The 22,619-nt window shown below is 41.9% G+C and carries 19 protein-coding genes and 4 tRNA genes; 9 read left to right on the forward strand and 14 right to left on the reverse strand.

Annotated features, from left to right (window positions below; translation table 11 throughout):
• Positions 1–31 precede the first annotated feature (31 nt).
• Positions 32–1,012, reverse strand: a complete 981-nt coding sequence (locus L7A31_RS12800; protein ID WP_237362146.1) for a chemotaxis protein CheV — start codon at positions 1,010–1,012, stop codon at positions 32–34.
• Between the two features lie 9 nt (positions 1,013–1,021).
• Entirely contained in the window at positions 1,022–1,798 is a 777-nt protein-coding gene (locus L7A31_RS12805) for a substrate-binding periplasmic protein (protein WP_237362148.1), read from the reverse strand.
• Positions 1,799–2,177: 379 nt separating this feature from the next.
• On the opposite strand from L7A31_RS12805, the gene L7A31_RS12810 reads away from it, so the two are divergent.
• From L7A31_RS12810 to purT, 4 genes are all read left to right on the forward strand, one after another.
• Complete coding sequence (locus L7A31_RS12810) at positions 2,178–2,408, forward strand: hypothetical protein (RefSeq protein ID WP_237363565.1); 231 nt, start codon at positions 2,178–2,180, stop codon at positions 2,406–2,408.
• Between the two features lie 304 nt (positions 2,409–2,712).
• Positions 2,713–3,750, forward strand: a complete 1,038-nt coding sequence (locus L7A31_RS12815; RefSeq protein ID WP_237363566.1) for a response regulator — start codon at positions 2,713–2,715, stop codon at positions 3,748–3,750.
• Between the two features lie 16 nt (positions 3,751–3,766).
• Positions 3,767–7,357 (forward strand): response regulator, encoded by a 3,591-nt coding sequence (locus L7A31_RS12820; protein ID WP_237362149.1) that lies wholly within the window; start codon positions 3,767–3,769, stop codon positions 7,355–7,357.
• Between the two features lie 167 nt (positions 7,358–7,524).
• Positions 7,525–8,700, forward strand: coding sequence for a formate-dependent phosphoribosylglycinamide formyltransferase (gene purT, locus L7A31_RS12825; protein ID WP_237362150.1), 1,176 nt, complete (start codon positions 7,525–7,527; stop codon positions 8,698–8,700).
• A gap of 43 nt (positions 8,701–8,743) precedes the next feature.
• Here purT and L7A31_RS12830 read toward each other — a convergent pair whose 3' ends face one another.
• Positions 8,744–9,391 carry a thiopurine S-methyltransferase gene (locus tag L7A31_RS12830; RefSeq protein ID WP_237362151.1) on the reverse strand — a complete coding sequence of 216 codons (648 nt, stop codon included), beginning with the start codon at positions 9,389–9,391 and terminating at the stop codon, positions 8,744–8,746.
• Positions 9,392–9,741: 350 nt separating this feature from the next.
• Here L7A31_RS12830 and L7A31_RS12835 point away from each other — a divergent pair, with 350 nt between their 5' ends.
• Positions 9,742–10,524, forward strand: coding sequence for a RelA/SpoT-related domain-containing protein (locus L7A31_RS12835; protein WP_237362152.1), 783 nt, complete (start codon positions 9,742–9,744; stop codon positions 10,522–10,524).
• Between the two features lie 84 nt (positions 10,525–10,608).
• On the opposite strand, the gene ihfA is transcribed toward L7A31_RS12835, so the two are convergent.
• The 3 genes from ihfA to pheS all read right to left on the reverse strand — a co-directional run bounded on the left by ihfA (position 10,609) and on the right by pheS (position 14,779).
• Entirely contained in the window at positions 10,609–10,902 is a 294-nt protein-coding gene (gene ihfA, locus L7A31_RS12840; RefSeq protein WP_237362153.1) for an integration host factor subunit alpha, read from the reverse strand.
• Between the two features lie 472 nt (positions 10,903–11,374).
• Entirely contained in the window at positions 11,375–13,777 is a 2,403-nt protein-coding gene (gene pheT, locus L7A31_RS12845; RefSeq protein WP_237362154.1) for a phenylalanine--tRNA ligase subunit beta, read from the reverse strand.
• 18 nt (positions 13,778–13,795) lie between these two features.
• A complete protein-coding gene (gene pheS, locus L7A31_RS12850) occupies positions 13,796–14,779 on the reverse strand; it encodes a phenylalanine--tRNA ligase subunit alpha (RefSeq protein WP_237362155.1) in 984 nt (327 codons plus the stop codon).
• Between the two features lie 237 nt (positions 14,780–15,016).
• On the opposite strand from pheS, the gene L7A31_RS12855 reads away from it, so the two are divergent.
• Complete coding sequence (locus L7A31_RS12855; protein WP_237362156.1) at positions 15,017–15,499, forward strand: GNAT family N-acetyltransferase; 483 nt, start codon at positions 15,017–15,019, stop codon at positions 15,497–15,499.
• Between the two features lie 50 nt (positions 15,500–15,549).
• On the opposite strand, the gene L7A31_RS12860 is transcribed toward L7A31_RS12855, so the two are convergent.
• Positions 15,550–16,011, reverse strand: coding sequence for a helix-turn-helix domain-containing protein (locus L7A31_RS12860; RefSeq protein ID WP_237362157.1), 462 nt, complete (start codon positions 16,009–16,011; stop codon positions 15,550–15,552).
• Between the two features lie 461 nt (positions 16,012–16,472).
• Here L7A31_RS12860 and L7A31_RS12865 point away from each other — a divergent pair, with 461 nt between their 5' ends.
• Entirely contained in the window at positions 16,473–16,745 is a 273-nt protein-coding gene (locus tag L7A31_RS12865) for a hypothetical protein (protein ID WP_237362159.1), read from the forward strand.
• A 92-nt stretch (positions 16,746–16,837) separates the two neighbouring features.
• Positions 16,838–17,917 (forward strand): PQQ-dependent sugar dehydrogenase, encoded by a 1,080-nt coding sequence (locus L7A31_RS12870; protein ID WP_237362161.1) that lies wholly within the window; start codon positions 16,838–16,840, stop codon positions 17,915–17,917.
• 95 nt (positions 17,918–18,012) lie between these two features.
• Here the strand turns inward: L7A31_RS12870 and L7A31_RS12875 are convergent.
• From L7A31_RS12875 to uvrY, 7 genes are all read right to left on the reverse strand, one after another.
• A tRNA-Gly gene (locus L7A31_RS12875) sits at positions 18,013–18,088 on the reverse strand.
• Positions 18,089–18,123: 35 nt separating this feature from the next.
• Positions 18,124–18,210, reverse strand: a tRNA-Leu gene (locus tag L7A31_RS12880).
• 78 nt (positions 18,211–18,288) lie between these two features.
• Positions 18,289–18,364: transfer RNA gene (locus L7A31_RS12885), tRNA-Gly, on the reverse strand.
• A 17-nt stretch (positions 18,365–18,381) separates the two neighbouring features.
• Positions 18,382–18,455 (reverse strand) — tRNA-Cys (locus tag L7A31_RS12890).
• A 217-nt stretch (positions 18,456–18,672) separates the two neighbouring features.
• A complete protein-coding gene (pgsA, locus tag L7A31_RS12895) occupies positions 18,673–19,230 on the reverse strand; it encodes a CDP-diacylglycerol--glycerol-3-phosphate 3-phosphatidyltransferase (RefSeq protein ID WP_237362162.1) in 558 nt (185 codons plus the stop codon).
• 47 nt (positions 19,231–19,277) lie between these two features.
• A complete protein-coding gene (uvrC, locus tag L7A31_RS12900; RefSeq protein ID WP_237362164.1) occupies positions 19,278–21,110 on the reverse strand; it encodes an excinuclease ABC subunit UvrC in 1,833 nt (610 codons plus the stop codon).
• A gap of 18 nt (positions 21,111–21,128) precedes the next feature.
• The gene (uvrY, locus tag L7A31_RS12905; protein WP_237362167.1) at positions 21,129–21,773 is read right to left on the reverse strand and encodes a UvrY/SirA/GacA family response regulator transcription factor; all 645 of its coding nucleotides are present in this window, start codon (positions 21,771–21,773) and stop codon (positions 21,129–21,131) included.
• A gap of 360 nt (positions 21,774–22,133) precedes the next feature.
• On the opposite strand from uvrY, the gene L7A31_RS12910 reads away from it, so the two are divergent.
• Complete coding sequence (locus L7A31_RS12910) at positions 22,134–22,619, forward strand: DUF3015 domain-containing protein (RefSeq protein WP_237362168.1); 486 nt, start codon at positions 22,134–22,136, stop codon at positions 22,617–22,619.

A 22,619-nucleotide genomic window follows, 5' to 3' on the forward strand; every position in this document is an offset into this window, starting at 1 on the left:
TGAATTTATAGAACCTCAACTAATATAATACTTATTCCTCACCAAATATATACTTATCCATCATAGATACGATTTTACCTATTTCCGGTTTTGTAATAGTGTCGTTTGCACCCAATGATAAAGCTTTGATCCGATTGTCTTCGCTCATCAATGAGGAAAACATCACAATGGGTAGCTTCATATATACTTCGTTGTCACGTAGCCTTTTAACTAAGTGCATACCGTCCATCTTGGGCATTTCTACATCAGTGACCACAGCGTTGATAACTTCGGAGATCGGCACAGTTTCCTCTTCAGAAACTTTTTGCAGCTCCATCAACTTTTCATGAGCTTCACCACCGTCTTTACAAGCAATGATGTTGTAGCCAGAGGAAGATAACGTGTCTTGTATTAAGCTACGAATGAAAGCAGAGTCATCCACAACCATGATTGTTTTTCCGTTGCGTTTCGTTACCATTTTTTGGTTTAGATCTACAGAGCGGTCAACCGTGATGTCGTACTTTTCCATACTCAATTCTGGATTGATATCGGCGATAATTTTTTCAAAATCCAGAATCATTATTAGGTTTTCGTCTTTGCGTACAACAGCGACTACGCAATCCTGCTCACCTGCTTCCAAGAATTGACTTGGCGATTCAACATCATTCCAAGATATCCGATGAATGCGGCTGATACTATCGATTAAAAAACCATTGGTCATTTTGTTAAAGTCCGTCACGATAACAAACTTTTTGTCGATATCCTTTGGTGTCGGGACACCTAACCACCCTCCAAGATCCACCAGCGGTGTCAATATGTCACGAGAAGAAAAGACGCCTATCATATGTGGTTGAGCGTTTGGGTAGTCGGTTGTTTCAGGAACTTGGATTACTTCTCGAACTTTGGCGACATTGATACCGTAGTAACAAATTTTCGTACCACCATCAGGAAGCTGCTTTTTCAAATGAAATTCAATAATTTCAAGCTCATTGGTACCACTTTCAGTTAGTATTGTACTGCTTGATGTAGTCATAAAATTTCTTCACCGATACTTATCTACTATCTTTTGATATTCAGTCGTACCGTTTTCCGTAACATTGTTCTTTAAAATATTCAGTGCACGCTGTAGCTTATTAATCAAAACGATATCGACATTTCTATTAAAAGCGTAGTACAACTCACCTTCTTGTAACACGTATACAACTTCAAACTCTTTCTGATCATAGCCAAATTTATCTAACCACCAGCGTGCGACATTTTCTTCATACGCCCATAGGTCAATTCGGCCCTTTTTAAGCGATTTTGCTAAAACTTCGGCATCACTTCTTTCTTGCATCGACTCGCGCGGTACACCTAACTCAAGTAAGAGTTGTTCACCAACGTCATCACGAATCACCCCTATCGAATACTCAATTAACTGCTCGGGAGAAGTGATCTCTATTGCCCTCTTTTTGGCCGCCATAACAACAATTCGGGTTTTACTGATGGGCCCAACCCACTGAAACAAGTTCTCCCTTAATTTAGTTCGGGTTGTAGAGAAAACGACTTTGTCTTTTTCAATCAGAGCAGAACGGTAACCACTCGACCACGGCAAAACTAAGATGCTCGACTTAGAAATCGAATCACCAGAGATTTCAGAAGATTTCAACAGAACGTCAACAGCAATACCGTAAAGCTCGCCATTCTCGGTATAATTGTATGGAGGATATTCTTCTGTAACGTAACTCAATCGGTCTAAAGAAGCTTTATTACTAGCAGAAACCAAGGCAGCGCAGCAAATTAAGCTAACAGCCAGTACTGACCGAAATTTCCAATCCATTGCTACCTCAAATATTTTACTGTTCCATTTATCATTAAAATGTAGGAGTCGAATGAGCAATAGTCTAGTCTCACGCTAGGTGAAGCCCACATTCATTGAAAGATGAAGACTAGGTATGCAAGGAATTCATAATAATTAGCTAGAATTTGCGACTAGAAGTGCGTAACACATAAAAGAATACATCACAGAATATGCATAAGATCACACAATAATCTGTTTATTATTTAAGCAGTGTGTGTTTTGGAGAGGTATAATTGAAGACGAATCTAGTGAAAGAATAAGACTCCGTGTGGTGATTGCAAATAACCAAACATAACGCAGCGTTCCACATGAAAAACAGTCAAAGGAACATAGTATGGCAAGGTTAACGGAAAAATTGATGAAGCGTGACGTTTTTGGTATTTGCTTGTCGAAAGGAATGTTGTGCGAACGTCTAAGTGATACTTTCACTCACATACGAGTCTATCGAGGCAACGCAAACAATAAAGAGATGCAACTTATCGACTCCTATCCTCAAATGTCCGGCAAAGAAGTGCTAAATACAATGAAATGCTGCGGCGCCAGAAAAGTACTTTGGCGCGCAGAGTTTTGTTGCCCTTCAATGAAATAATTTTGTTAGGGGGTGCCTTAGGTCTTTCGCCCTCTAACAACTACCTTTGCCCCCGTTAGGCTCACTTCGCAAGCAGAAATGTTACTTATCTCCTTTAACTACATTTCTCAGACTTCACAATACCAACGCTACTCTCATTTTCCGCGAGTCTTTTGTTTGAGACTACAGGAAACAAACTCATGTTGCTTTCACAAGTACCCCAATAAAAAATGGAATTAATGCCAGATAACACTATCTTTTATAAAGGCTTTAAGACCAATTAGACTCGCTTAAATTACGGTGTCACTAAAGTGGAAGTATTATGATGCAAGATGATCAAAAGGAAAGACTAGTCATACTAATAGTTGACGACATCCCAGACAACATTCATACGCTTTCTGGAATTCTTTCTGATGACTTCAGGATCAAAGCTGCGACCAATGGACCTAAAGCAATAAAAATTGCCAACACAATCCCGAAACCGCATCTGATATTGCTCGATATAATGATGCCTGATATGGATGGATATGAAGTCTGTAATAGACTGAAATCAAACCCCTTCACTACGAATATACCCATTATATTTGTTACAGCAAAAACCGATACCGTAGATGAGCAGAAAGGATTCGAGCTTGGCGCTGTTGACTACATAAGCAAGCCTGTAAGCCCTCCTATAGTACTCGCGAGAGTCAAAACACACATCTCTTTATATGACCAAAACCTCGCGCTTTCTGGCCAAGTACGTCAAAGGACTGAACAGCTTGAAAAAAGCCGCTTAGAAATCATTCAACGGTTAGGACGAGCAGCAGAATATAAAGACAATGAGACAGGCATGCACGTCGTGCGAATGAGTCATTATTCCGCATTGCTAGCACAACAACTAGACGTTAGCGCCGACTGGGTGGAGCTTTTATTCCACGCCTCTCCCATGCATGATATCGGCAAAATTGGCATACCTGACCACATCCTCAGAAAGCCGGGAAAACTTGACCCAGACGAATGGGAAATAATGCAGAAACATGTGAGTATCGGGGGTGATATTATCGGTGGAAGTGACTCCGAGTTATTGCAGATGGCACAAGATATCGCGCTTTATCATCATGAAAAGTGGGATGGTAGTGGATACCCTCATGGCCTCGAAGGCGAACAGATCCCTCTCAGCGCCAGAATCGTCGCAATCGCAGATGTGTTTGACGCGTTGACTAGTGAACGGCCATACAAACATGCATGGTCAGTGGACGACGCCAAGTCCTTTTTGCAACAACAGTCCGGGAAACACTTTGATCCTAACCTAGTCTCAATCTTTTTAGAGAAAACTTCAGATATAGTAAAAATAAAAGAATCATTCAAAGACGAAGAATAAAAGGCGCGACTGTTAAATGAAGCAACCGACGAACTATTCGATTGACTCAAAAAGAATTCTGTCTGGCTTTGTTATAACTGCAATATTGTTAGTTATTGTCGGAACCATTGCTTGGAATAGCTTGAGCCAAAGATTTGAAACAGTCGATCAATATGCTCACAACGCACAGATTTTATCCTCTATCAGCAAAATTAAACTGCTTGAGCAAAGCTACATTGACCAACCGAACTCAGACACGACAGACACACTACTAAATGAGATTTCCAAAGCTAAAAGTCTCGCTGAATTAACACCGACAATAGAAAGGGATGAAGTTGAGAAACTTTTGGATCAATACGCAAGTAAATACAAAGAGTTTGTTGCAACAGATATGCTTGCCACTTCAATACGAACTCAAATGTTCCAAACTTCGGTACGAACCTCAGATGCGATTCACTCTTTACAAGATCAACACACAAAACTCGTTGAAGATGGGATTGCAGAAGTAAACTTCAGCCGAGCACTCCTTGATTCAATAACTAAAGACACGATTGAGTCGCAAAAAATCGTCGAGCATATATACAACGCAACGCAGTATTTGAAATCTTACATGAGTAATGGGCAACTCAAGCTGTTTTCTCAATACCAAATCGAATTGTCCTATATCAACAACATCCTTGGTCAGCTGCTAAGCCGGACTGACGAGGCTGATGCAAAGAGCAAGATATTGCTAGTTAGGAATGCTTTAAAAAGGTACTTAACAACTAGTGTTCAGCTAAAACATCAAGCAAAATATTCTGGCTCTCATAAAACCCATGTCATTAAAATCGTTGAAAGTGCTGGAAATGAACTTACCCGCTCCACGCTCAGTTTGAAAGACTTTTACCAACAAAAGATTAGAGATTTACAGTCCAAACTTACTAGGCAACAACAAAGCGTGAGTAATAGGCTCACATTTGGAACGACGTTATTGAAGCTACATAGTTTTATCAGTTCCGCTCAACAAGTGGATCGGGATTACTTCATATCAACTTCCGCCGAAAAACAGAAATATCTAGCCGAAGAAGTGTTAGCCATTTTGTCTGAAGCACTGAATACCATTCGGGTGTTAGAGCAGCATACAAGTGATGATCAGCGCCCTCTTGCAGAGATTGCGTCCAACACTGACCAGTATCTTTCGCTATTTGGAGAGCTAGTCCACAAGAAGACAACCCTTAACTCGCAACGTATATTGTTGAACAGCTCATATCAGGCAATGGTTACATACATAAAACCAACATATGATAGGCAGCTTAATATCGTCGAGCACTCTGATGGGTTCGTTAAACACCTCGCTATTGGTGGCGCTATATTTATCGTCACTTTGATGCTACTTGGTATATTAGCCAACAAGTCCCACAGCGCACTTCAACGGTTTGCGAAACAACTCGCTAACGCACGTGATGAGGCAAATTCAGCCAACCAAGCTAAATCTGATTTCCTCGCTAACATGAGCCATGAAATTCGAACCCCAATGAATGCCATCATCGGAATGAGCTACCTAGCGTTGAAAACTGACCTTTCTAAAGTACAGCGAAACTATATCAACAAAGTAAAACTATCTGCTGACAGTCTACTAGGTTTAATTAATGACATATTGGATTTCTCCAAAATCGAAGCAGGTAAGTTAGATATCGAAAATGTCGACTTCTTGCTTGAAAACGTATTGAATAACGTCTCCAACTTGGTTGGGCTCCGAGCATCAGAGAGAAGCCTAGAACTTCTAATTCACGTCGAAAACAATGTACCTAAAGCTTTGGTGGGCGATCCTTTACGGCTGGGGCAAATACTGATAAACCTGGCAAACAACGCGGTGAAATTTACCGAAAAAGGTGAAGTCAAAATCCATATCGCGGTTCAAGCGCAATCTAGTGAACACGTAACGCTCAAATACAGTGTTTCGGATAGTGGTATTGGTATGTCTCCAGAGCAATGTGCAAAGCTGTTCAATAAATTTACCCAAGCTGATACATCAACAACCCGCAAGTATGGTGGAACAGGACTAGGCTTGGCGATCAGCAAGGAGCTCAGTCAATTGATGGGGGGAGATATATCCGTACAAAGCCAGCTTGGCGTGGGCTCAACTTTTACATTCACAACAAAAATGAAAATTAGCCAAGCGCTAAGTAAATCCAATTCGACGTCCCCTAAAGCCTTAAGTAAACTTAACGTCTTAGTAGTTGATGACAATGCTAGTGCGCGATTAATTGTCTCCGACATACTTGATTCATGCAATGTCAAAAACGAATGCTCTGACAGCGTTGAAGACGCATTAACAAGATTCGAAAATCGACTAAGTAATACACCCCCCTACGACCTTCTAATTGTTGACTGGAAAATGCCAAACAAAGGTGGTGTCGATTTAATTGAGCATTTACACGAGAGGTATAGGCTCTCTGGATATGGTAAAGTCATTATGATGACCGCTCACGGACGTGAAGAACTATCTAATGCATTCCAAAGCCGAAACTTGCCTGTTCCGTATATTGTTGACAAGCCCATTATTCATTCCAGCTTATATACCGCAATAGCTAATCTTTTTGATATAGATAGCGCCCAGTTAACTTCTAACGAAAAAGAAGAGCAGGATTTACAGGAGAACACGAGTACGTTAGCTGGCGCAAAACTGCTGCTTGTAGAAGACAATGAAATTAACCAAGAGCTCGCGGTTGAACTTCTCAAAAGCCAACAAATAAATGTCAAAGTGGCAGAAAACGGCCAAGTTGCGATTGATATGCTTAGAGAGGAAACATTTGATGGAATCCTCATGGATTGCCAAATGCCCATCATGGATGGGTATGAAGCCACCGAATATATTCGGACTGAGTTGTCAGACAATCAAATCCCCATCATCGCCATGACAGCCAACGTTATGGAAAAGGATATCGAGAAAATCATGCAAGTCGGAATGAATGATATGGTTGCCAAACCGATCGATGTGGCCGACATGTTCAGGACATTGGCTAACTGGATCTCGCCCCAAAACAGATTAGAACCAGATGAAAGGAAATCCACCACCGTTGACCAGCTTGCCATTGAAATAGAAGGAATTGACACTCAGCAGGGTTTAACAAGAACCAATGGCAATGTCGACTTATATATAAAGTTGGTGAAACGTTTCTTAGCTAGCTATAACGACCTTGAAACAGTTAGAGAACAAATCAACAATACCAATCTAGAAACTCGGAAAATCTATATTCACACTCTAAAAGGTGTTGCTGGCAACCTTGGGGCAATTGAACTACATAAAGCTAGTCAAGATTTAGAGTCAAACCTTAGCGATGAAACATTGAAATCAGAGCTACTTCATGTACTGAATCAAGTCATTAATAACATAAGCTCCCACCCTCAAATCAATGCTAGAGAAGACAAAACGACAACCACAAAGAATAGTGATGAGCTATACGACCAACATGCTTATACCACATTAATCGATTTGTTAAATCAAAGTGATACTAGCGCTGTCAGCTATATTGAGAATATTGAATCTGCTTCGGTGCTTGGTATCAGTGACTCTAAATTCCGTCAATTAACCAGTGCACTAGAAGAGTTCGACTTCGACCTAGCTCTTGAAATACTCAGTCAATAACTTGGGTTGTAAACATCACACTTACCTTGCTGTAACATTTCAAGAAATAAACGCTACGTGGCGTAGAAAATTCAATTGAAGACAAAAAAGCAAACGTTTGCTTTTTTGTCTTGTTCAAGTATTATTTGGCCACTAACGACTTATCCATATTTATTACAAGGTTTTTTATGTTTGGTTCAGCTACGACTTCAAACGCTACTCGTGTTTTATTATTAGGCTCAGGAGAGCTAGGCAAAGAAGTCGCCATCGAGTGTCAAAGACTTGGGCTTGAAGTGATCGCATGTGATAGATATCCCAACGCGCCCGCAATGCAAGTCGCTCACCGTTCTCATGTATTAAACATGTTAGACGAAATGCAGCTGCGTAAAGTTGTTGAACTTGAAAACCCGCACTATATCGTTCCTGAAATTGAGGCTATCGCTACTGATGTGCTAGTTGAACTAGAACAACAGGGTTTAAATGTCGTACCTTCAGCAAAAGCGGTCAAACTTACCATGGATCGAGAAGGTATTCGAAAACTTGCGGCGGAACAGCTTGGCCTTCAAACTTCGCCATATCAATTTGCTGACAATTATCAAGACTTTCTGTTAGCGATTGAGCACGTTGGTCTACCTTGCGTTTGTAAACCAGTCATGAGTTCATCTGGCAAAGGACAAAGCGTGATTCGCAAAGCCGAGCAAGTCAAAAGAGCTTGGGACTACTCACAACAAGGTGGTCGTGGTGAAGCTGGGAGAGTAATTGTCGAAGGGTTCATTGATTTTGATTACGAAATCACTTTACTCACCGCTCGTTCAATAAATGGTGTTCATTTCTGCGACCCAATTGGCCACAGGCAAGAAGACGGTGACTATCGCGAATCTTGGCAACCACAGAGTATGTCACAGACCGCTCTAATTAAAGCACAGCACGCTGCTAAAGAAGTCGTCAATGCGTTAGGAGGATATGGAATATTTGGCGTCGAACTGTTTATCAAAGGTGATGAGGTTATTTTTAACGAAGTGTCGCCTCGTCCACATGATACTGGCTTAGTCACTCTGATTTCACAAGACATGTCAGAATTTGCCCTTCATGTCCGAGCTTTCACAGGCTTACCAGTTGGTACAATCAACCAACTAGGCAATTCTGCTTCAGCGGTAATATTGGGCCAAGGGAAATCTAACAACATTCGATATCATGCACTAGACAAAGTGCTAGAAAACCCAACCTGCCAGCTTCGTCTGTTCGGTAAGCCCGATATCGATGGACAGCGCAGGCTTGGCGTTGTACTGGCGAAAGAAAGCTCTATTGAGCTAGCCATTGAATCGGCAGTTAAAGCTGCGAGCCACATTGAAATAGAGTATTAAATTGCTTTACCCAAGTGCCCACAAGCACTTGGGTACCTACCTTCTAGGTTTCAATTAACCAAGCTTCTTCAGCAAATCGGCTCAACCCTTTTTGTTGTACCTTTGGATGATTTTCATCGGCATCGTCACGGTATAAATGCGTCACCTTACAGCCTTTAAACAGCTGCTCTACTTCGTATTCAGGCACGCTAAATGGAGGGCCCGACATCTCTGACTGTTGGTAGTCCAAGGTCACTAACAAGATTCGCCCACCCGGTTTTAGAAGTGACAGTAGCCTCTCGACGTAACTTTCACGCATGTCCTCAGGCAATGCGATCAAAGCAGCTCTATCGTAAATAATATCTACGGGCTCTACCGGAGCAGTAAAGTAATCCCCTGTATAGATAGAAAGTTCATCAAATTGGTAAAGTTCATGCTGGCCATTTACTGGTATCACTGTTGGCGTGTAGAAATGTTCAGAAAAGAAAGAGCGAACCGCGATTTTACTGAGCTCAACACCTTGCACGCTATCATGCTTAGAGGCTAACCAAATTAAATCTTCACTTTTTCCACACAGTGGAACGAACACTTTGTCATCTCGATTCGGGGACGTTCTCTCCCAAAAATTAACTAAAATAGGGTTCACTTCACTTAGGTGAAAACCAATCTGGTTCGACGCCCACTTATTGTGCCAAAACTCTGGATCTTTCATTACTCTAGGCCTTCTACACTTCTAGATACTAATTGTTATTTATCATGCATAGATTACACGAACTCACCTCTGGGTAACAGATTGTTACATACCTTTTAAATGCCAACAGTCTTCCGTTCATTTTCCATTAATCTCGCTCGAATATACTTTCATTCGTGGGTGAGAAAGCCAAGTAAGCAAGCATGTAAACTGTGACAGTTTTCAAGGTCTGTAATTACTTGCATCATGAGAGGTTGAAACCCTCATATTCTCACCCAATTACATAGTTGTTAACTCTTTATCTGTTCGTGCTGAAAACTTATACCTTTTGTTGTCACATTTTATTCAACACGACGAATTAGGGAGAGTGAATGAATTTTATTTTCCGTACCACAGCAATTATGCTGTTGTTGCTAAGTCGCACATCTGCATTCGCGGCAACTCCTACTGCATCAAATGGCGATCAAACTCGCCTACTTGCGCAACAACAGAACGCTGTCTGCTCTGAAAGATTTAAGCATTGTTTAAGTGGCCTATACGGCATCCCAAATACTGAAGATGTTTCAGTATTTCAACCTTATAGCGATTTTGATACGTTGTACGACCATGCTTTCGGAGCCCAAAAAGAACTAGAAATTATTTGTGCAAGTGCTGCCCTACTCACTGGTACTGACACGGTTTTTTCCGGAACCAAATCTAAACAACGTGCATTGCACAAAGTAAATTATGAGCTTGGAGGCAAAGCAGAAAATATTACTGATCTAGCAAGAGCCACAATTGTAGCCAATGATGTATCAAGCTTAATGGAAGTTTATGAAGTACTGAATAGAGAGACGAATGTTGTAAAAGTGAAGAACCGTTTTAAGAACCCGCAGGCGTCGGGCTACCGAGACTTAAACTTGCTTGTTCAACTCCCGCAATCTGGCTTAATTGCCGAGGTTCAGCTTCACCTTCAGGCTATTGCTGATGTAAAAAGTGGCCCAGAGCACGATTTGTACGAAGAAATACAGCTCATCGAGCGTAAAGCTTCTGAACAAAACAGACAACTTAGTGAATTAGAAGTAACAAAGATCGCTAATATTAGACAGATCTCGAAAGAGCTTTATCAAAAGGCTTGGCAGCCGTATATCACAACACACATTCAAGCGGCATAGCGTATAACGCTACCGTTATAGGTAGCGCACACATAAAATACGGTGGTGATTGGTATCACCGCCGAATCTTATCCTTACAGAGCTCTAACTTGCTTTAATATTTTCAACTCGAGCTTTTAACTTCTGCCCCGGACGGAACGTCACCACCCGACGAGCGGTAATTGGAATGTCTTCACCGGTTTTCGGGTTTCGACCAGGTCGTTCATTTTTGTCGCGAAGATCAAAGTTGCCAAAACCTGACAGTTTTACCTGTTCGCCACTTTCGAGTGCTTTGCGAATTTCTTCAAAGAACACTTCAACCGTTTCCTTGGCATCCCGTTTACTGTAACCAAGCTTTTCAAACAGGTTCTCAGCCAAATCGGCCTTTGTGAGCGCCATAAAACTTTCCTCAAAACTGTGTTAAACATTGCTGCCTAAAAGGCTGCGCCTTAGCATTTCGCCTAGCCAATCAACAACATATAGGCTTTACCTTGAAAAGTGTAAGTCAAGCTTATGATTTTCGCCAACTTTTTTCTTTATCAATTACAGATTTGCACGATAAATCAATTAGATAGAATTTAATCAAAAATAGATATTATTCTGATAATCCACTAGACCACTAAATGTTTGCAGTATATTGAACTATTAACAAAATAAACAATAGAATGATAAACTGCGATTACTTGTTTGATAAGATTTTGTCAATTTTTATACTCATAAAAATCATACACTTAAATTAAACAATTAATTCACATATTTTATATGCAAACTTTAGCATTACACACTACACTTCTCGATTTGTGCAAATAAGAAATTTAACACAAAAAAAAGCCCCACCACTTTCATGGTAGAGCTTTAATAGTAAAATCAATTAGTCGCGAAGGGTTGCGCCGAACTTGTCTGCGGCTGCAGCAACGATTGAATCAACTGAGCTGCTGATGTCGCTGTCTTCCAACGTGCGCTCAACAGATTGTAATGTCAAAGCGATAGCTAGGCTTTTCTTACCTTCCTCGACACCTTTGCCGACATAAACGTCGAACAATTTAGCGTCTACTAACAATTCACCACCACTTTCAAGGCACGCATCAACAATATCCGCTGAGTTAACAACATCATCGACAACTAGTGCAATATCACGCCTATTCGCTGGGAACTTAGATACTTTCACTGCCTCTGGGATAACACGCGTATTAATTGAGTTCCACTCGATCTCAAATACAATTGTACGTCCATTTAGACCAAGCTTGCGCTCTAGCTCTGGATGCACTGTACCGATGACACCAATATCTTTGCCATCAGCTGTAATGATTGCCGATTGACCCGGGTGAAGAGCTGGATTTTTCACAGCTTGTTCACCTAATGGCTTAAAGCCAAATGCCAATGCGTTTGACGTGAGCTCAAGTGCCGCTTCTAAGTCACCTTTAAGGTCAAAGAAATCTACTGTGTTTGTCGCAATATCCCAATGCTCTTCGTTTCTAGCGCCAGCAATTACACCAGCAAGCATTGGTTCTTGGCGCATGCCGTTTTCAGCAGACTCAGAAGGAATAAAACGAAGGCCAAACTCAAACAACCTAACTCGTGGCTGCTGACGCTTCTGGTTGTGGACAACAGTGTTCAATAGACCTTGAATCAAACCTAAACGCATTGCAGACATATCAGCTGAAATAGGGTTAGGTAGAATAAGTGGCTCAACATCAGGAACAATCAGTTTTTGCTGCTCTGGTTCTACAAAGCTGTACGTAATCGCTTCATGATAACCACGATCAACGAATAGGTTACGCACACGTTTAAGTGGCAAATTCGCTTCTTTGTGGTCATTCATTTTAAGTGCAGCAAGTGGCGACTGATTTGGAATATTGTTGTAGCCATAAATACGGCCAACTTCTTCAATCAAATCTTCTTCGATTGCAATATCGAAACGCCAAGTTGGAGCAACTGCATTCCAACCCGCTTCCGCTACTTCAACAGAAAGTCCTAGGCGCTCAAGAATTTCTACAACGTCGCTATCAGCAATGTGATGGCCTAACAATTTATCTAGAGCTGAACGACGTAGCGAAACGCTGTTTGGCTTTGGCAGGTCAGCTTCAGACTCTGCAACAATAACTGGTGCAACTTCACCACCACAGATTTCAACTAGTAGCTGAGTCGCACGCTCCATTGCGCTAGTTTGCAACGAGTAGTCAACACCACGCTCAAAACGCATGGAAGACTCAGTGTGTAAACCGTAACTACGAGCTCTTCCACGGATATGATCAGGAGAGAAGAACGCACATTCTAGCAATACGTCTTTTGTTTCAGTGTTTACGCCAGAGCCTTCACCACCAAAGATTCCAGCAATAGCTAGCGCTTGGTTATGATCAGCAACTACTAAAGTGTCGCTGTTTAGCTCAGCTTCATTGCCGTCAAGAAGAGTTAGCTTTTCGCCCTGCTCTGCCATACGTACAACAATACCACCTTCCACTTTGCTTAGGTCAAATGCATGCATTGGTTGACCTTGTTCTAGCAGAACATAGTTGGTGATATCAACAACAGGATCGATAGAACGAATACCACAGCGACGCAGTTTCTCTTGCATCCAAAGCGGTGTTTCAGCTTGGACATTTACGTTCTTAACAATACGGCCTAGATATCTTGGGCACGCATCAGTTGCTTTGATTTCTATTGAAACTGTATCGTCGATTGCAGGTGCAACAGGTGTTACCTCAGGCTCTGTAACGTCAGCACGGTTTAACACACCAACTTCTCTTGCTAAACCACGAATGCTAAAACAATCAGCACGGTTTGCTGTTAAGTCTACATCAACCGTTACATCATCAAGCTCAAGAAGTTTACGAAAATCTGTACCAACTACTGCATCAGCAGACAGTTCTAAAATACCATCAGACTCAACATCGATACCTAGCTCTGTGAATGAGCAAAGCATGCCATGAGATGGCTGACCACGTAATTTGGCTTTCTTGATTTTGAAGTCGCCAGGAAGAACAGCACCAACAGTTGCAACCGCAACTTTTAGGCCTTGACGACAGTTTGGTGCGCCACAAACGATATCAAGAAGTTCGTCTTCGCCAACATCAACTTTAGTGACACGCAGTTTGTCTGCATCTGGGTGTTGAGCACACTCAACAACCTGGCCTACTTTAACGCCAGTAAAAGAGCCAGCAACAGGTAAAACATCATCTACCTCAAGGCCAGCCATTGTAATTTGATGAGTAAGTTCGTCAGTTGTAACCGATGGGTTAACCCACTCACGAAGCCATGATTCGCTGAATTTCATAGTGATTAAACCTCTGGATTACTTGAACTGTTTTAGGAAACGTAAGTCATTCTCAAAGAATGCACGTAAATCGTTAACGCCGTAACGCAACATGGTCAAGCGCTCCACACCCATACCAAATGCAAATCCAGAGTATTTTTCTGAATCAATACCAACCGCTTTCAGTACATTAGGGTGAACCATTCCACAACCTAGGACTTCTAGCCATTTGCCATTTTTGCCTTTAACGTCAACTTCAGCAGAAGGTTCTGTAAATGGGAAGTAAGATGGACGGAAACGTACTTCTACTTCTTCTTCAAAGAAGTTACATAGGAAGTCATGCAGAATACCCTTTAGCTGAGCAAAGTTTACATTTTCGTCAACCAACATACCTTCCACTTGGTGGAACATTGGAGTATGAGTTTGATCGTAATCGTTTCGATATACGCGGCCAGGAGCGATGAAACGGAAAGGTGGTTTACCGTTTTCCATTGTACGAATCTGAACACCAGAAGTATGAGTACGCAGCATCAAATCAGGATTGAAGAAGAAAGTATCGTGATCAGTACGAGCTGGGTGATCTTCGGCAATGTTTAGCGCATCAAAGTTATGGAAAGCATCTTCAATTTCAGGGCCAGACTCAACATTAAAGCCAAGCTCACCAAAAAACTGCTCAATGCGCTCGACAGTGCGAGTCACTGGGTGCAAACCACCATTTTCCATGCGACGACCAGGAAGTGTTACGTCGATGGTTTCTTCAGCAAGTTTTGCTTCAAGCTCTGCACGCTGTAGTGCATCTTTACGAGCAGCAATTGCTTGTTGTACTGCGCCTTTCGCTTTGTTGATCTCTTGACCAGCACTACGGCGTTCTTCTGGTGGTAACTTTCCAAGGCTTTGAAGCTGAGCTGTTAGCTCACCTTTTTTACCTAGATACTGAACACGCACTTCATCAAGTGCGACAAGCGAGTCAGCAGCGTCTATAGCAGTACTCGCATTAGCAATAATCTCTTCTAGATGTTGCATTATTTCCTCATCTACCTGTCGGCAGTATTCGCAGGGTTGACCCTGCGTATTTTTGGCTACATTAAATAGCTGTACATAGTAGCGAAACAGCGCTGCAAAGCCAAATAGAAATCCAGCCTAACTCACGTTTCTATGCGACATTGCAACGCTGATAGCGCCGCTGTGATACAAGAACCTTCGCTAGCCAAGTAATTTTCCACAAAATATGTATTTTTTACACACACCAATAAGGCCCACATGACTGTTATATACCAAGAAATCACCCCAAAATATGACCAAGAGATCTGCAATATTATTCGAGAAGTCGGGAAAGAATTCGGAGCAGTCGGTGAAGGTTTTGGCCCCGGCGATGAAGAAGTTCTCAATATGAGCCACTACTATTGCGACGAGAAGATCAGCCTATATCTGATAGCTATCAATAATGGAGAGGTTGTTGGTGGATGTGGAATCGCTCCATTTAACTCAGAGCAAATGGTGTGTGAGCTAAAAAAGCTTTTCATTTTACCGCAAGCACGTGGACTGGGTATTGGGAAAGCACTCACGATCAAGTGCTTAGAATATGCAAAGTCTAAAGGATTCAAGAAGTGCTATCTAGATACTCTATCCAACATGCAAAGTGCTATTTCTCTGTACGAAAATTTGGGCTTTACACATTTAGCCCAACCCATTGATGGGACTATTCACAACAAGTGCGATGTTTGGATGTTAAAAGAGCTTTGAAAACCTATTGGGCCTCTAAACTGGGCCCATGAACATAGAACTCAATCTATTTAGGTTCGACCACTAAACCAACGTAAAGAGAAGGCCCGGATTTCGATAACAACAATGACTACAGCCCATATAGCGCTCCAATGATAGTTCCATGTTTTTTCGGGATAAAATATATAGTTCATTAAAAATACCCCGGAGAATGCGAGTGCTAGTGTAAACGCGTTTTTTGAGAAAGCCCTAACTCGACTTTTCCAATATGGCTCATTAATTTGGTTTGTAGTTTGGCTTTTAGGCTGTTCAAAGCTTTCAGCAGTTGTTAATTTCTCTACCGTCAGATTGAATGCACCAGCAAGCGCCTTTTTTGTTTCTAAACTTGCTTGGCCTTGTTTCTCTACACGTTGAACTGTTCTAACATTTACCGAGCAAATTTCTGCAAGTTGTTCTTGGGTCCAAGCATGCTTTAGTCGATGACGTTTTACATTTTCAGCTAAAAATTGCGACTCTTTTCTTTCTATACTCATTTCAATATCAGTCGTAAAGATAAAAATAACTAAATTCGGATACAGTATTTCGCACTTCCACTTCTGCCAAGTCTATTCTATCTCATTGATAAATAATAACTGTCATGTCACTGTCGGCTAAATGGCATCTAAGTGGCATGGCACCAATAACCTGCCTACTGTAAGTTTCGTCGTATTACAACGCACTTATGAGGCCATTTATGATTCACGTTCCTACGCAGCTAGTTATTGCAATTCCAGTAGTAGTTTATTTCGTACTCAAGTACCTGAAACCTAGAGAGGTTAACATAAGGCGCCTGATTCTTATACCTGCGGTTGTATTATACTTCGCTTTGACAACAGTCCAGCTCACAACGACTATTTCTATAATTTTTTTTAGCACTCTACTTTTTCTGGGCATTGGTGCGGGATATTTTCACGCGCGAAGCAAAGATGTGAAAATTAACAGGGTAAAGATGTCTATGATAGTACCTCGCGAACCTGAAATGGCAATCTATCTCATTTTAATCCTTGTATTTAAAACTTTTATTGGTTATTCAATTGGGCTTCACCTTCCATTGTCTCACACTCAGTTCTTCCATGAGTCAACAATATGTATTACCGCTCTGCTCGCTGGATACTGTTGTGGGCGCCACGGTTATTATGCATACATCTTAGCTTGGGCAACTGCTGGCTTTCAAAAGCAAAATGGAGCCATAAATAAGCCAACAGGAAAACGGCCACTAAAATATTGAGTACCTAACAACAAATTACACTTTTCATTAGGCGAAAATAGTGACTAGAAACCATACTGTAGAAGGATCATTTACAAAGCAAGGACCTGCTGATGTATAAATGTTTACTGGCCCTACTGGCCAGTTTGCTGCCTTTTACAGCAAGTGCAGATCATTATTTCGTCAAGAAGATAGCCTCTGGATTTGCAGTACCTTGGGGAATTACTTTCGTGTCACCCAATAAAATGCTTGTCACTGAAAGAAATGGCGACATTCGATTACTCGATATCAAAACCGGAAAGCATAAACTTGCAGCAGAGGCACCAGACGACACTTTCGCTGGCGGGCAAGGCGGCCTTATGGATATTGCCCTGTCGCCATTCGATACAGGTCAGGTTTATATCACGTATAGTAAAACAACGAAGCAAGGTGCAGCTACAACACTCGCTATCGCTTCACTTGATAAAGATAAACTACGTAACTGGCAAGATTTATTAATTACTGAATCGCATTCTGATTCAGGAAGACATTTCGGTAGCCGTATTGCCTTTTCAAGCCAGCACATTTTTATGACGGTTGGTGATCGCGGAGAACGAAGTAATGGGCAGAACACTCAAAATCACTCTGGAGCCATTCTTCGCCTAACACCGGCAGGTGTAGCCGCCAAAAACAATCCTTCTAGCTCCAGACCTGAGTTATCCGATGAAATCTGGAGCTTTGGTCACCGCAACCCACAAGGTATATTTTTCGACTTACCTAGCAATAACCTATGGGCTATTGAGCATGGTCCGCGCGGTGGGGACGAGATAAACCTAATTAAAGCTGGAGCCAACTATGGCTGGCCAATTGTTTCCTATGGGCAAGAATACTGGGGACCAATCAATGTTGGAACATCTAAGGAAATGGAGGGAGTAGAGTCGCCCGTTAAGATTTACGTTCCCTCTATCGCTCCTAGCAGTATTGTGTTGTACCGAGGCAATAAGTACCCTGAGCTCAAAAATAAGTTGCTTGCGGGTTCATTGAAGCTACAACATATCAATGTCGTAAGTCTTAACAGCGCCAACAAGGCCAACCATGAAAATAGATTGCTTGAAAACTTTGGGGAAAGAATCAGAGATATAGAAATCGCCGCTGATGAAAGCATTTATTTCAGCACAGACAACGGCAACATCTATCAACTACAACGAGATTAAAATGCGCTTGAATGAACAGTCGCCATGTTCATAGAAGGTAGTTTAGGGATAGAAGCAAAAACCCCCGACCATTTCTGATCGGGGGTTTTCTTATTTGGAGCGACACACGAGGTTCGAACTCGTGACCTCAACCTTGGCAAGGTTGCGCTCTACCAACTGAGCTAGTGTCGCATGTGTTTGCTTCGTTTAAGCAAACTTGTTTTAGATGGTGCCCCGGGCCGGACTTGAACCGGCACAGCGCGAACGCCGAGGGATTTTAAATCCCTTGTGTCTACCAATTCCACCACCAGGGCACGCAATTCTTTGCGATGCTTCTAACGACTTTGTTAGACACCATCTTTATAATGCAGCTTTCGCTACATTAGTAAATCTGGAGCGACACACGAGGTTCGAACTCGTGACCTCAACCTTGGCAAGGTTGCGCTCTACCAACTGAGCTAGTGTCGCAATATTCTCTGTGAGAATGGAGGCGCGTCCCGGAGTCGAACCGAGGTCCACGGATTTGCAATCCGCTGCATAGCCACTCTGCCAACGCGCCAATACTTTTGAGCTTTCTGACTGACCTTTTCCGGTGAGTCCCTCTTGAGTACGGAAATGCATTCTACGGGTTCTTACCTTCGAGTCAACAGTAATTTTTATTTTTTGAATCGTTTGACTACTTTACGCTCAATAACATTTAAATTGTGCATTTTTCTAGCAAATTTCGTTGCTAAATAGGATAAATAACTTGCTATTAGTTGAAATTAAAATCCAAGCTACTGATGCTCTTCACTGAGCAAATCAGATTTTGCAGCAAGAAGGTATTGGGCCATCGACCAGTAGGTCAACACTGTTGCCAAATATAGTGCCGCATAGCCAAGCCATACCATCCAATCATCATAGCGCCAAACTAATACCCAAATCGCAAACATCTGGCTTAGCGTTTTCCACTTACCGATCCAAGATACCGCTACGCTTGCTCGTTTACCGATCTCAGCCATCCACTCTCTTAAAGCAGAAATGATAATTTCTCTCGCGATCATCGTCACCGCGGGGATCGTAACCCATATAGTGTGGTAATGCTCAGTGATTAGAATTAATGCTGATGCAACCAGCACTTTATCCGCTACTGGATCGATAAACGCGCCAAATCGGGACATTTGACCAAGTTTTCGAGCCAACATTCCATCTAGCCAATCGGTGAAGCCTGCTACCCAGAAGATCATTGCGGCTAAAAATGGTCCCCAACTGTAGGGCAAGTAAAAAGCGACAACAAAAACTGGGATCAAAAAAAGACGGAGTAAAGATAGAATGTTAGGGATATTGAGACGCATATTTTTTAAGCTCTTATAGATTGCGCGTTAATGTTGAGGCATTTTGCTTATTGTTTCAATGCTTGATATATATTTTCCGCTAAAGAACGACTTATTCCCGGCACTTTGGTTATTTCGTCAACAGACGCCCTTTTAAGCTCTTGTAGTCCACCCATGTATTTTAAGAGCGCCTGACGTCTTTTCGGTCCGACACCTTCAATACCTTCCAAAGAACTAGTTTTTCTGATCTTGGCACGCTTGGCACGATGTCCTGATATCGCATGGTTATGGCTTTCATCTCGAATGTGTTGAATTAAGTGTAAAGCAGGCGCATCACTTGGCAGATTAAACTCTTCACCAGACTGGGTAATGAGGGTTTCTAAACCCGGTTTTCGGGTTACACCTTTTGCAATACCAATTAGGCGTGGATGCTTTGGCCAGTCAGCCCAGTGCTTAGAAATTACATCAATTGCTCGATTGAGTTGCCCTTTTCCCCCATCGATAAAGATGATGTCAGGAATCTTGTCCACTTCCAGCTGTTTAGAATAACGTCTGTCTAGCACCTGAGCCATCGCCGCATAGTCATCACCCTTTGTGATTCCGGAAATGTTGTAACGACGATACTCTTGCTTCACCGGGCCTTCATGATTGAATACAACGCATGAAGCGATTGTGCTTTCTCCCATTGTATGGGAAATATCGAAACACTCCATTCGCTCAATAGTTTCAATGTTTAACGTACTACGAAGCTCTTTCACCCGCTGAGAGATAGTCATTCGATGGTTAATTTTGCTAGTTACTGCCGTTAGAGCATTAGTGTTTGAAAGCTTCAGGTAACGGCCTCGATTTCCTTTAGGATCAAGGTGGAAGCGCACATTTCGGCCAGCAAGCTGCGAAAGCGCTTCCTGGATAGGCAGTACATCTTCTACAAGCCATTTGTTCAAAATCACTCTGGTTGGAATTGTTCTGCCTTCTTGATGACTCAAGTAGTACTGACTCAAAAAGCTGTAAAAAACCTCTTCACGGCTGGTGTTACGAGGGACTTTAGGAAAATGGCTGCGACTACCCAACACCTTACCTTGACGAATCATCAAGATATGGATGCAAGCAACGCCATTTTCTTGTGCAAAGCCAAGTGCATCCATGTCTTCAGAGCTATCATCAGAAACAAACTGTTGCTCCTGAACGCGCCTAATCGCTTGAATTTGGTCACGGAACTTCGCAGCATTTTCAAACTTTAGCTCTGTACTAGCTAGCTCCATTTTCTCAACCAATGACTCCAACACCTTACTATCTTTACCTTGAAGAAAGAGTCGTACTAACTCAACCAGATCCTGATATTCATCAGCAGCAACTATGTTGGGAGCACAAGGTCCAGCACATCGACCAATTTGATACATTAAACAGGGGCGAGTTCGATTGCTATAAACTGTATCTTCACATTGACGAACTGGAAAGATTTTTTGCAATAAATGCAAAGTTTCACGCACAGCACCTGAATCTGGGTATGGGCCATAATATTGACCTTTACGGCGCTTAGCCCCGCGATGCAAAGACAGACGAGGGTGTTTGTGATTGCTAAGAAAAATATAGGGATAGGACTTATCATCTCTTAGTAGCACATTATACTTCGGTTGATACTGCTTAATATAATTGTGCTCGAGAATCAGAGCTTCAGTTTCAGTATGGGTAACTGTCACATCGATTTTGTTGATGTTACTAACTAAGGCGCGAGTCTTGTCACTATCTAGTTTGCTGCGAAAGTAGCTAGAAAGTCTCTTTTTGAGATCTTTTGCTTTACCAACATAAATAACGTCAGCCTCAGCGTTATACATACGATACACGCCTGGCTGACTGGTAACAGATTTTAAAAAAGAAACTGAATCGAAAGGTTTATTCACTAACGTTTTTTCGTTTCACTACAGTGATTCTGTATCAAGCATTCCATGACGTATGGCCAAGTGAGTCAGCTCTACGTCACCACTGATGTCTAGTTTATTAAACAACCGATAGCGATAACTGTTTACTGTTTTAGGGCTCAAGTTAAGCTGTTCGGAAATATCCGTCACTTTCTGCCCTTTGGTTATCATCATCATTATCTGTAGCTCACGCTCAGACAAATCTGCGAACGGATTTTCACCAGATGCACTAAACTGGCTCAACGCCATTTGCTGTGCGATTTCCGGTGATATATATCTTTGGCCACTGTGTACCACACGTATAGCGTTGACCATTTCATCTGGTCCTGCACCTTTCGTTAGGTAGCCAGCCGCGCCAGCTTGCATCACTTTAGTTGGAAACGGATTTTCCGTATGAACAGTTAAAACGATGATTTTTACATCTGGATTAAATCGCAAGATCTTCTTAGTGGCTTCCAATCCACCGATTCCCGGCATATTCATATCCATTAAAATGACGTCTACATGATTGTTACGACACCATTTTACAGCTTCTTCACCGCTTTCAGCTTCCTCTGCTACGTTCATTCCACGGACGTCTTCAATAATACGTCGTATCCCTGTGCGAACCAGCTCGTGATCATCTACAAGGAAAACACTAATCAAACTTGTATCTCCACGTTTTCGTTTGGCTCCACACCCACTTTCTAGAAGTGGTTGGCAACATTTCTGTCGCTAGTTTAACTCATTTAAATTTAATTTACTTACACTGAATATGTGCCGAAACGCAAAGTTTAGCAAGTACTTATTTGCGACTTCTGTAACTTAGTCGAATATATCCGCAATTTTTTAAATGTCAGTTATCTCTTCATACTTTTTGCAGCAGCTCACTTTTAGTTAAATAAATACTCTACTTAATTGAATATTGGTCAGAATCGGACTAGTAGTTACTTGGTGGGAATTCGTAGTTTGGTTGTAGATTCTTACGGCTTATTAGTAACTAAACTATCAATATAAGGAAATATTATGAAAAAAGTCTTGGCGACTGTCATCCTATCTGCCGCCCTACCCGTTTCCAATGTTGCATTTGCTGACCCTGATATTGGTTGTGGACTAGGTACAATGGTGTTCGATGGCCAAAAAGGTAAAGTATCCAAAATTCTCGGTGCGACCACCAACGGTACTTCAGGCAACCAAACATTTGGTATTACATTCGGTACGTTAGGATGTGACGGCAGTGGTACGGTGACCTCATCACAAAAAGTAGCAATGTTTATTGATGGTAATTTAGACAACCTAGCCCGTGACATCGCAAAGGGTGACGGTGAAACCTTAGCGACTTTATCTGAAGTTTGGGGTGTACAAGCTGAAGATAAACAGACATTTAACCAATTTGCTCAGCAAAATTTTGCTGAAGTATTTAAATCGGAAAATGTTACTTCTAGTGAAGTTTTCACCAACCTAAATACTTTGCTCGCTGAACACGATACTTTGTCTCAATACACAATCTAA

The organism is Vibrio marisflavi CECT 7928 (assembly GCF_921294215.1).
GTDB lineage: Bacteria > Pseudomonadota > Gammaproteobacteria > Enterobacterales > Vibrionaceae > Vibrio > Vibrio marisflavi.

Coding starts and splice junctions, on each gene's coding strand:
- pheS (WP_237362155.1), bottom strand. CDS start 14,779: ATGCAACATCTAGAAGAGATTATTGCTAATGCGAGTACTGCTATAGAC.
- L7A31_RS12865 (WP_237362159.1), top strand. CDS start 16,473: ATGATAGTACCTCGCGAACCTGAAATGGCAATCTATCTCATTTTAATC.
- L7A31_RS12870 (WP_237362161.1), top strand. CDS start 16,838: ATGTATAAATGTTTACTGGCCCTACTGGCCAGTTTGCTGCCTTTTACA.
- L7A31_RS12910 (WP_237362168.1), top strand. CDS start 22,134: ATGAAAAAAGTCTTGGCGACTGTCATCCTATCTGCCGCCCTACCCGTT.
- L7A31_RS12860 (WP_237362157.1), bottom strand. CDS start 16,011: ATGAGTATAGAAAGAAAAGAGTCGCAATTTTTAGCTGAAAATGTAAAA.
- pgsA (WP_237362162.1), bottom strand. CDS start 19,230: ATGCGTCTCAATATCCCTAACATTCTATCTTTACTCCGTCTTTTTTTG.
- L7A31_RS12805 (WP_237362148.1), bottom strand. CDS start 1,798: ATGGATTGGAAATTTCGGTCAGTACTGGCTGTTAGCTTAATTTGCTGC.
- pheT (WP_237362154.1), bottom strand. CDS start 13,777: ATGAAATTCAGCGAATCATGGCTTCGTGAGTGGGTTAACCCATCGGTT.
- ihfA (WP_237362153.1), bottom strand. CDS start 10,902: ATGGCGCTCACAAAGGCCGATTTGGCTGAGAACCTGTTTGAAAAGCTT.
- L7A31_RS12815 (WP_237363566.1), top strand. CDS start 2,713: ATGCAAGATGATCAAAAGGAAAGACTAGTCATACTAATAGTTGACGAC.
- L7A31_RS12810 (WP_237363565.1), top strand. CDS start 2,178: ATGAAGCGTGACGTTTTTGGTATTTGCTTGTCGAAAGGAATGTTGTGC.
- L7A31_RS12820 (WP_237362149.1), top strand. CDS start 3,767: ATGAAGCAACCGACGAACTATTCGATTGACTCAAAAAGAATTCTGTCT.
- L7A31_RS12835 (WP_237362152.1), top strand. CDS start 9,742: ATGAATTTTATTTTCCGTACCACAGCAATTATGCTGTTGTTGCTAAGT.
- L7A31_RS12855 (WP_237362156.1), top strand. CDS start 15,017: ATGACTGTTATATACCAAGAAATCACCCCAAAATATGACCAAGAGATC.
- purT (WP_237362150.1), top strand. CDS start 7,525: ATGTTTGGTTCAGCTACGACTTCAAACGCTACTCGTGTTTTATTATTA.
- L7A31_RS12830 (WP_237362151.1), bottom strand. CDS start 9,391: ATGAAAGATCCAGAGTTTTGGCACAATAAGTGGGCGTCGAACCAGATT.
- L7A31_RS12800 (WP_237362146.1), bottom strand. CDS start 1,012: ATGACTACATCAAGCAGTACAATACTAACTGAAAGTGGTACCAATGAG.